Raw genomic sequence first — 9,864 nt, forward strand, 5'->3', positions numbered from 1 at the left:
TGTTATTTGCGCTGTTTTTTAATTGATCTCATATGTATGGGGACTACCGATTTAAAATCGAAAAGCAATCAGTCACGGTTTAAGCCGTCACCAGTTTGGCGCTGGCGAAGTGGACTAATGCGTTACCCAGCCAGCCGTCACAAATTTTCTGGACTTGCTCGCCGGTCGCAATGCTGGTGAGAACGATGATTTCATCGTACAATTAAAAAACGAATTGCCCAACCGGAAATGAAGGGGGGCGGAGATGTTACGAAACGTTTATGAGCTGAACATTGAAACGGGATTGCCGCCAACAATAAACGAGGGATAATGATGGATGTTTCAATAGTGGCCAATCTGCAGATGAAGTAACTAAATTCTTGACTACTATTCGCCGGATACCTGCTGGTAAGGCGGAAAAGTATTAGCAGTAAGCGGCAGGAAGGCTTAAAAAGCAAGGGGGGGAGGGTAAATGACTGAATTCAAGCGAGTTATTTTAGTAATTGTGGAGGGCCTGGGCCTCGGCGCCGCACCAGACGCGGCGGTTTTTGCTGACAACGGAGCCGATACGATGGGGCACCTGTGCAACCACTTCCGGGTCCGGCTCCAGCTGCCGACGTTGCAGAAGATGGGCTTGGGCAGCTTGCACCCCCGCTTGGCCGCGCGGGAAACACCAGTGTATAGTTATTATGGCCGCCTCCGGTCAATGACCTCTAATAAGTCGGCAGTTGAGGACTACTGGGAATTACTCGGGGTCGTTGACGAGGAGGAGCCGACTGCCTATCCAAGCGGCTTTCCGGCGGCCCTTATCCACCAGTTGGAACAGCAATTTCACCGGCCGGTCCTAGTCAATGCGCCCTACCAGCCCCAGCACCTCCTCGAAGACTACGGTGATGCGCAAGTAGCGACTGGCGGCCTGCTGGTCAGTACCAGTGGGGGGTCCGACATGGTGGTCAGCGCGCATGAGGCCACAATTGATGGTGAAGAATTAGTGCAGGTTGGTCGGTTCATCCGCCGCTTCGTTGATCAGCAAGACAGCGACCGTCTGCAAATGGTACAAACGCTGCCCTTTGCCGGTAGTCCGGGGCGCTATTACTATCGTTTCGCCCGCCAACGGACTTTTTATCTGCGGCCGCCCCAGCCGACGGTGATCAACCGGGCCCGCGCTGTCGGCTGTCCCGTCAAGGTTGTGACCGGGGAAACAGCGTTTGCTGACTTGCAGTCGGTTTTGAAAAATACACCAGGCGCCGGGTTATACCTGGTTCCCGTTCATGAAGTCGACCGGGCTGGCTACCAGCGGAACCCCGAAGACAGCGGCCAGCAACTGATGAAATTTGACCAGCACTTGGCAGAAGTCCTGCCCCTGGTCCACCCTGATGATTTGTTAATCGTTACGGCGAACCACGGGAATGACCCGGCTTTTTCCGGTGAGGAGAGTACCCGGGAATGGCTGCCCCTGCTGGCGTATTCGCCGTCCCTGCGCGGCGGCCGGCTGGCTGATCGGGCAACCCTGGCCGACATTGCGGCAACAATCCAGGACGTCCTTGGCTTAGCTGACGGGCCAATTAGCGGCTGCGGGCACAGCTTTCGCTCCCTGCTGCTTTAGTTGATATAATGGGGCTGTGACATAAGCTCTTTTACTTAGTTAAAACGCGAACAGCGCGGTACACAAATGGGCTTCAGTGCTCGGCAAAGCCGAACTCTGAAGCCCATTCGAGCCCCCCCATTTCGTTTGTGGGCTTAGCGGCGGGAATTGAAGTAAAAGGCTAGGGTGATGATTAAGATTAACACGAGAATCGCCACCCGGGGATCCGCTTTAAAGAGTTCGTTCATCGCGTGCACCTGGCCGATTCCGATCGGTAATTCAAACATAGGAGTCTCCTTCGTGTTTTCTTTCTATTATCCTTAGAAGGGCTGCTTTGACAACTAATTTGCACTGAGCAGGATAATGGGGCCCGGCTTGCTTTTATGGTAAGCTGGCACCGTAAGGAGGGATTGTGATGGAGAAAAAGAACCTGCGTGAAAAATTGACACCGATCCAGTATGCCGTGACCCAGGAAGCCGCAACGGAACGGCCCTTTACAGGTAAATACGACCAATTTGATCAGCCAGGAATCTACGTTGACGTGGTGAGTGGTGAACCGCTGTTTTCGTCACTGGACAAGTATGATTCCGGTTGCGGCTGGCCGGCCTTTACCAAGCCGCTTACCCGTCGAGCCATTAAGGAAAAACGCGACCAATCATTGGGAATGGAACGGACCGAGGTGCGCAGTCAAAAGGCGGATTCACACCTCGGCCACGTCTTTACTGACGGGCCCCAGGACCGTGGCGGTTTGCGCTACTGCATCAATTCCGCGGCCCTGCGTTTCATTCCGTTGGACCAGCTGGAAGCGGCCGGCTATGGGGAGTATTTGAGTTTGTTTAACTCCTAACGAATCAAGCGGCGGATTAATTGTAAAATGGCCATAACCGGCTACAGAACTGAACCGGTTATGGCCATTTTATTTGTTATCAAAGCACAGCGTTTAATCGTGATGCCCGTTTCTTACCGCTACCGTGCCCACGTTAGCGTCGGCCATCCGCCGGAGGTAGTGCCAGATTTGCGGGCGGTAGCGACGCAGGGCCACCAGCAGGACCAGGTAAACCACAATGCAGCTGCCAATTAAGAACGGGTTTTGGGAAATAAAGGCCGCAAAGACTAGAGCATTCAGCGGCCGAGCCATCAAATTAAAGCTGGTGACGAGGACAATTCCCGCAGGGATTACGGCCCCGTAATGCTGCAGGGCGCCAGTATACATGGCAGCCGACCAGCTGGAACAGTACAGCCCGATGCTGAACCAGACGATGCCGTTGGCAATGACCTTTAAGATGTTGCCGTTAGTAAGGGCGACGATTGATTCCACCATGAACGGTAGGGAGATGAGGTCGACGACCGGTAGGGTCCGGTTGCCCGGCAGGATGAAAGCCAGTGCGACCATGATCGGGATCAGGATCATCCCCGAAATGATGGTTGCTGATTCGCCATAACCGACCCCGTCATCGACGGCTAGGAACCAGCGCTTGCGGTCGTTAATGGGGTCAGGCGCCGCCGTGTCCCCGGCAGCCTGGCGCCGGCGTTGGTCGATGTTTTTCGCCAGCGGGGTGAAGGCCTTCGCGAAGACGTTAGTAACCAGGGGAAAGATGGTCATTACGGCAGATAGCTGGACGGCAAACTGTAAGATTTGTCCCCAGGCGTGGTAGCTGCCCAGCCGGGTAAGGTTGCCGAGGATCCCGATAATCAGGCCGAGAATTGCCCCCAGCGCGGTGGGTTCGCCCAGAATTCCCAGGTGTTGCTGTAAGCTTCGCGGGGTAAAGTTAACCTTGTTGAGGCCTAGGAAGTTCCAGAGGGGGTCTAAGATGATTGCCGGCACGGTTTGCACAATGTTGTGGGGCGCACAGACGGTGGCGTTATTCACCTTGTAGTAACGGGACCAGCTGTCGGCCTGAATCTCGGCCAGCAACAGGGAATAGAGGAGCATAAAAAATGACAGGCCGAGGGACAGCCAGTAGTTCTTAGTGACGTAGTAGGCAACGGTTCCCCAGATCATAAAGCCAAAGTTATTCCACAAGTTGGAAGGCATAAACACCTTGGTGATGCCAACGGCGAACAGGAGAAATTCGGCAAGCAGGCCGAAAACGAAGAAGGTCAGCCCGACTGAAGAACCAAAGCTGGCCAGGGAACCAGCCTGCCAGCCAATATCAACCACGGGAAGGTGGATCCCGGAATTGTTGACCATCTGCCGGATAATTTTGGTGACGACCGGAGTGAATTCACTGATGATCCAGGAAAAGCCGGTTAGGCCGACCCCGGCGTAAAGACCCGAGCGGACCGCCGTTTTAAGCGGGACCCGCAGGCAGAGGGCAATGATGAAGATCATGATCGGTACCACCACTGTGGCACCGAAAGCATTAAAAAAGTGATTGACAAATTCGAGCAAGAACAGCACTTCCCCTTCTTTAGACTTATCTTCATTATAACGTTATTAACAAAAATACCGGACAGAAACGCAAAAACTTTTCTGTCCGGTATCGGTATAAATTAAATAATTGCTCGGTAAGTTAATTAATTTTGTGGTTTACCCATAAACATCCCCGCGGCAGAGGCAATCAGAATCCCGAGGAAACTTACAACGGCAATTGCATTACTTAAAGCTGACATCATGGTAAACACCCTTTCTAGTTAATTAATCTTTGTTTACACTTATATTATAGCAATGATAGCGCTTCGCAAAGATAATAATTAGCTAATTTTTCCCTGAGCAATGAGGCGTAAATGCTTATCGTTTGCTTAGGAAAAGTTAAGGATTATGTCAGCGGTGCTTTAGAATTAAAAGTAAATTAGCCCAGCTACTTAATAAAATAAGGGAGTGGGATAACGAACTAGACGAGCTAGTTCGTTATCCCACTCCCTTGTCTTTCGCCGCGCAGTATTATCTATAAATTAGTTCGGTTAGTTCCTAATCCCTTAGACAACTTTTAGAAGAAGTCCCTAATAATCTGCTTGTAAGTCTCAATTGTTGCGTGGTAGGCGGGTATCGTTGTGTATTCGTCGGTTGCGTGGGCCACGTCCCAGGCGTCGCTGCCGAGGACGATGACGGGCAGGTCCGGCCGTTCGCGGCGGAAAACGCTGGCATCCGTCGCCCCGTTGATGATTCCGGTCGTGACCGGGTGGGGGAAGAACTGCTGGGCGGCGTGGAGCGCAGACTGAACGAAGTCACTGTTCGGGTCCGTGCTGATGGGGTGGTAGTCCCAGAAAATGTTTAATTGCAAGTGAAAAGAAGTCTGGTGGTTAATCTGGTCAATCACCCGGTTGAGCCGGGCCGCGACCTCCCGGTTATTGCAGGCAGGGGTGGGGCGGATGTTTCCCTTCAGCTTCGCATGATCGGGAATGCTGTTGACCTGGTGTCCGCCCTCAATCACGGTGACACTATGCTGGACTTTGCCCAGGTAGGGGTCCCGCGGGGCGTCAGCGAACAGCCTGTTTTCAGCTTCGATAAACTTTACCAAACCGGTAATGGCGTTGACACCTTGTTCCGGCATGGAACTGTGGGCTGACTTTCCGGTGCTGGTTACCTCGTAATTAAGGCTGCCGGAGTGAGCAAAAATAACGTTGCCGCCAGTGGGCTCGCCCACTACTAGGGCGCTGAGTTCGTTGGCGGCACCCTGACCAGCTAACCGGTTGGCCCCGGGGGTCCCCAGCTCCTCGCCGGCCGTGGCAATCAGCTTGACGGTCCCGCTCGGTACTTCCCCGGCCTCCTGGAGTTCAATCAGCGCCAGCACCTCGGCAGCCAGGCCGCTCTTCATGTCCGCAGCGCCCCGGCCGTAAACCCGGTCGCCGACAATTTCCCCACCGAAGGGGTCGTGCTGCCAGCTCTGCGGGCTGTTAACGGCGACGGTATCCATGTGGCCGGTCAGGCCAAGGACTCGGTCGCCATTTCTCTGCCCAATCTGGGCCGTCAGGTTGGCCCGGCGGTCGCCGAATTCGTCAACTTGGGCATCAATCCCGTGTTCCGCCAGTAACTGTTTCAGGTAGGCTGCCACCTCAATCTCGTTACCGTTGGTGGAATGGATCCGAATCAAATCTTGCAGAACCTGCACCTGTTCGCTTGCTTTCATTTTCCTTTCCCCCTCACAATTTTAGCGGTCCTGGTGGTTGAGCTTCTTGGCTAGCAGGTCACCAATGACTTGGATAATCAGAACGAACAAGAGGACCAGCAGGGTCGCAACCAATGTGACGTCGTTGTTGAACCGGTCATAACCGTATGAAATGGCGGTGTTACCTAAGCCCCCGGCCCCGATTGCTCCAGCCATGGCGGTCAAGCTGACCAGACTAATCAGGGAAACGGTGGAGACCCGGACTAACTCTGACCGCGATTCGCGGAGGTAGACGTCAAAGATAATGTCCTTATTTGTCGACCCAATCGCTTGGGCCGCTTCAATCTTCCCTTGGTCAACGCTCTTGAGCGCCACCTGGACCTGCCGGGCGTAAAAGGCAAAGAAGCCGATCGACAGGGGAACCAGGGCGGCCGTGGTCCCAATCTGGGTCCCCACGATTGCCTGGGTCACTGGGGCGATAAAGGCCAGTAAGATGATGAACGGAATGGCCCGGAAAACTGAAACCACCTTGTCGCAGATGTTAAAGAGCAGGCGGTTTTCCAGAATGCCTCCGGGTTCGGTGACGACCAGGGCCACCCCAAAGGCAAGCCCGATCAGGCCGCCGATAATTGCTGGCCAGACGGTCATGTAAATGGTTTGGCCGATGGAGGTTCCCCAGCCGTTATCGCCTCCCCAGCCGAGCTGTACGACGTTTGGTAAAAAACTACTCATGCCAAATCCTCCTATCATCAATCTTCGTTACGGTAACCTTACTATCTTGCAGGAACTTAACCGCGGCTTGGCGCTGCTGCTCATCGCCCTTAACGACGACGAACAGGGTGCCGACCGGCTCACCACCAAGGATTTCGATGTTCCCATAAAGCATACTTGCTTCCACGCCAAGCTGCTTGTAGAGCTCGATAATGATTGACTTGGTGACGTTGTTGCCGTTGTAGACCAGCTGGAAGAGGTCCTCGTCAGGGCCGAGCTGGTCGAGGTTGAAGGCCTTGAGGGTGTCGATGGCGGCCAAGGAACCGCCGACAAACTGCCGGGTCAGTTCCCGCTGCGGTTGTAAGAAGACCTTCTGCAACGGGCCGCGTTCGATAATCTGCCCGTGCTCCATGACCGCAATCTTGTTGGCAACCCGCTTGACGGCGTCCATTTCGTGGGTGATCAGGACCACGGTCAGGTCCAATTCATCGTTGAGCTTCTTGAGCAGGTCCAGGATCTGGTTGGTGTTTTGGGGGTCCAGCGCCGAGGTGGCCTCGTCCGAAATCAGGATGGCCGGATCATTGGCCAGGGCCCGGGCGATGGAAACCCGCTGTTGTTCACCACCGGATAGCTGGACGGGGTAAAAGTCCGCCTTGTCCTTTAAGCCGACCAGGTCGAGCAGCTCGTAAGCCTTCTTTTCCTGGGCGTCGTCGTCCAAGCTACTGTGCTTGAGTGCGAAGAGGACGTTTTCAATCACCGAGGTTTCGTTTAGGAGGTTGAAGTGCTGGAAAATCATCCCGATGGACCGCCGCTTCGTTTGCAGCTCCTTATTGGATAACTGCTGCTGGTGGTCCGTAAAGAAGACGTCGCCGTCGATGGTCACGGTGCCATCAGTCGGCTTTTGCAAGAGGTTGATGGTCCGGACTAAAGTTGATTTTCCGGCCCCGGAATAGCCGACGATACCGTAAATATCGCCCTTGTCGATGGATAACGACACATCCTTAACCGCGTGGACAACTTCCTTGCCCTGCTTAAAGGTGACGTTAATGTCTTGTAAGTCAATAATTGGGTTCGCCATACGCTACCTCCTACTTGTTAAAGTTGAGATCCCATGCTGGAATTTCGGCTGAGCCGTAGTACTTCTTGATCAGCTGCTTGGTCTTTTCAGTCTGGTAAGCCTTGACAACGTCCTTGTAAGCCTTGTTGTTCTTGTTCTTCTTCAGAACTGCGATCACGTTGACCCACTGCTTGGAATCCTGGTTGATTGGTTCAACGAAGATGGCCTTCTTGTAATCGAGGCCGGCTGCTTGGGCGTAGTTGGTGTTCACTACGGCGGCGTCGACATCGTTTAAGGAGCGGGCAGTCTGGTCAGCGGCCAGTTCCTTGATCTTGATGTTCTTCTTGTTATCAGTGATGGACGATGCAGTAGCCAGCTTAGTCCCCTTCTTTAGGTTGAAGAGACCGGCGTTCTTCAAAGCGAAGAGGGCCCGGGATTCGTTGGAAGCATCGTTTGGTACCGCCACGGTTGCACCGTCTGGCAGGTCCTTAACGCTCTTGTACTGGTTGGAGTAAACCCGAATTGGGGTGATGAAGGTGTCGCCAAGCGAAACGATGTCGGTGTGGTGGGCCTTATTCCAGGTTTGCAGGAAGAGCTTGTGCTGGAAGGCGTTCAAGTCGACGTCACCGTTTTCCAGGGCCTTGTTTGGCTGATTGTAGTCGGTGAAGCGGCGGAACTTAACCGTTACGCCATACTTATCCTTGGCGGTTTTAGCGACCGAATTCCAGATGTGGTCATCAGCCTTGGAAGAGGCCATGATACCGACCGTCACCGTCTTAGCGGCTTGTTGCTGGGGGCGGACAAAGCTAAAGTAACCCGCGATCAGGACGACCACAACGACTACTGCCCAAATAATTGCATTCCGTTTCTTTCTTCTCTTCATAATCAAAACTCCCTTTCGTTTTTCAAAATAATAGTGTTAATTAACCAAACGTTGCCACAAAAAAAGCACCCGTCCTCTAGTAAAAGGACGAATGCTTCGCGGTACCACCTTTGTTTGCTAGACCGTCGCCGGTCCAGCCTCAGTGAGTAACTCTAAGTTAATTCTTAGAATTACCCAGCACTGGTAACGTGTGCTAACCCGTCACCGGCTAATAATCACCGGTACCATTCCAGACCCATCTTCGACGCTTAGACTCATTGCTTTTCACCAGCCAGCAACTCTCTGAACAGCTTGGGCGTTTACTCTGCCTTTCGATATGTTTTAACGTTTGATTAATTTGTTGTCACTAATTATAATGACATTCTAATTTTTGTCAACGACTTTTTTAATTTTTTGCAAAAAGGGGCGGAGAATTACTTTAATGGTGCGGTATAATAAGCACAAATACTAAAGCGGTGGGGTAAGATGAAAAAACAAGCAGTAAAATTAGAAGACGTGGCCGCGGTGGCCGGAGTCTCCAAAACAACGGTTTCCCGGGTGCTCAATCACCGGGGCTACTTGAGCCAAGCCACGATTGACAAGGTGCACCAGGCGATGCAGGAGCTTCACTACCGACCAAACGTCATTGCCCGGCAGCTCTTCCAGCAAAAAACCAACCTGATCGGGCTAGTCTTTCCAACGGTGGATAACCCCTTCTTTGCCCAACTGGAGGCCCAGCTGGACCAGGAGCTCTACCGGCGGGGCTACCGGGTCCTGATGGGGAATAGCCAAAACAATCCGGAGCGGGAAGAGGCCTACCTGCGGCAACTGCTCAACGGCCAGGTCGATGGCTTGATTGTCGGGGCCCACAATGAGGGGATTAAGCAGTATCGGGATACTCAGCTGCCGGTTGTTTCAATTGAGCGCTGGGTAAGCAAGGACATCCCGGTGGTGGCGGCGGATAACTATGCCGGTGGCAAGATGGCCACCCAGCGGTTGCTGGACGATGGCTGCCAGCACATTATCCATACTAATTATCCGCACGGCTTGCCGTCGCCAAACTTGGAACGGCGGCGGGCCTACGAGGAAATGATGCAGGCTCGGCACCGCCCGGCGATTACCTACGAGGTGAACTTCGACAGTACCGATGAGGAGAAGCGGGCGATCTTTAATCGCTTGTTTACTGAACACCCGGAGGTTGATGGGATTTTTGCTGACAATGATACGAATGCCAGCCTGATTATCCAGGTGGCCCGGAAACGGGGCCGGCACATTCCCCATGATTTGAAGGTGGTCGGCTTCGACGGGGCTAATATGACCCGGACCCTGCTCCCCGAATTGACTACGGTTCAGCAGCCAATTGACGAGATGGCGAAGCGGGCGGTGGACCTTTTGCAGCAGCGGATTGCTGGTGGGCAGACTACTGGTTCCGTGCAGCTTCCGGTCCAGCTCATTGACGGGGGAACAGCTTGAAAATGAAAAAGATAGATCGGGAGTGGGAAATAACCTCCTCGACAAGGCGTATGGCTAACCTAGGACGATAGTTGGCACGGTACGGGCCGGCTAGCGTTCGTAGGCAAATAGCCTTGCTGCGCGGCGTTAGACACTAGCCTTGTGGTTG

General features: G+C 53.5%; 9 protein-coding genes and 1 other annotated feature. Of the genes, 3 read left to right on the plus strand and 6 right to left on the minus strand.

What is annotated here, in order from left to right; all coding sequences use genetic code 11:
* Positions 1-451: 451 nt before the first annotated feature.
* On the plus strand, positions 452-1,585 hold the full coding sequence (locus HMPREF0494_RS09680) for an alkaline phosphatase family protein (protein ID WP_007124782.1): 1,134 nt from the start codon (positions 452-454) through the stop codon (positions 1,583-1,585).
* A 134-nt stretch (positions 1,586-1,719) separates the two neighbouring features.
* On the opposite strand, the gene HMPREF0494_RS11750 is transcribed toward HMPREF0494_RS09680, so the two are convergent.
* Positions 1,720-1,851, minus strand: a complete 132-nt coding sequence (locus HMPREF0494_RS11750; RefSeq protein WP_007124783.1) for a hypothetical protein — start codon at positions 1,849-1,851, stop codon at positions 1,720-1,722.
* A gap of 128 nt (positions 1,852-1,979) precedes the next feature.
* Between HMPREF0494_RS11750 and msrB the strand changes: the two genes are divergently transcribed.
* Positions 1,980-2,411, plus strand: coding sequence for a peptide-methionine (R)-S-oxide reductase MsrB (gene msrB, locus HMPREF0494_RS09685; RefSeq protein ID WP_007124784.1), 432 nt, complete (start codon positions 1,980-1,982; stop codon positions 2,409-2,411).
* Positions 2,412-2,504: 93 nt separating this feature from the next.
* On the opposite strand, the gene HMPREF0494_RS09690 is transcribed toward msrB, so the two are convergent.
* The 5 genes from HMPREF0494_RS09690 to HMPREF0494_RS09710 all read right to left on the minus strand — a co-directional run bounded on the left by HMPREF0494_RS09690 (position 2,505) and on the right by HMPREF0494_RS09710 (position 8,264).
* Positions 2,505-3,956 (minus strand): PTS transporter subunit IIC, encoded by a 1,452-nt coding sequence (locus tag HMPREF0494_RS09690; RefSeq protein WP_040459053.1) that lies wholly within the window; start codon positions 3,954-3,956, stop codon positions 2,505-2,507.
* 538 nt (positions 3,957-4,494) lie between these two features.
* Positions 4,495-5,634, minus strand: coding sequence for an ArgE/DapE family deacylase (locus HMPREF0494_RS09695; RefSeq protein ID WP_007124786.1), 1,140 nt, complete (start codon positions 5,632-5,634; stop codon positions 4,495-4,497).
* 21 nt (positions 5,635-5,655) lie between these two features.
* A complete protein-coding gene (locus HMPREF0494_RS09700) occupies positions 5,656-6,345 on the minus strand; it encodes a methionine ABC transporter permease (protein WP_007124787.1) in 690 nt (229 codons plus the stop codon).
* Positions 6,338-7,402, minus strand: a complete 1,065-nt coding sequence (locus HMPREF0494_RS09705) for a methionine ABC transporter ATP-binding protein (RefSeq protein WP_007124788.1) — start codon at positions 7,400-7,402, stop codon at positions 6,338-6,340. Before HMPREF0494_RS09705 ends, HMPREF0494_RS09700 begins: the two co-directional genes overlap by 8 nt.
* A 10-nt stretch (positions 7,403-7,412) precedes the next feature.
* On the minus strand, positions 7,413-8,264 hold the full coding sequence (locus HMPREF0494_RS09710) for a MetQ/NlpA family ABC transporter substrate-binding protein (protein WP_007124789.1): 852 nt from the start codon (positions 8,262-8,264) through the stop codon (positions 7,413-7,415).
* Between the two features lie 80 nt (positions 8,265-8,344).
* Positions 8,345-8,588: a binding site (T-box leader), on the minus strand.
* Positions 8,589-8,729: 141 nt separating this feature from the next.
* On the opposite strand from HMPREF0494_RS09710, the gene HMPREF0494_RS09715 reads away from it, so the two are divergent.
* Positions 8,730-9,716, plus strand: coding sequence for a LacI family DNA-binding transcriptional regulator (locus tag HMPREF0494_RS09715; RefSeq protein ID WP_007124790.1), 987 nt, complete (start codon positions 8,730-8,732; stop codon positions 9,714-9,716).
* Positions 9,717-9,864 lie beyond the last annotated feature (148 nt).

The organism is Limosilactobacillus antri DSM 16041 (assembly GCF_000160835.1).
Classification (GTDB): Bacteria; Bacillota; Bacilli; order Lactobacillales; family Lactobacillaceae; genus Limosilactobacillus; species Limosilactobacillus antri.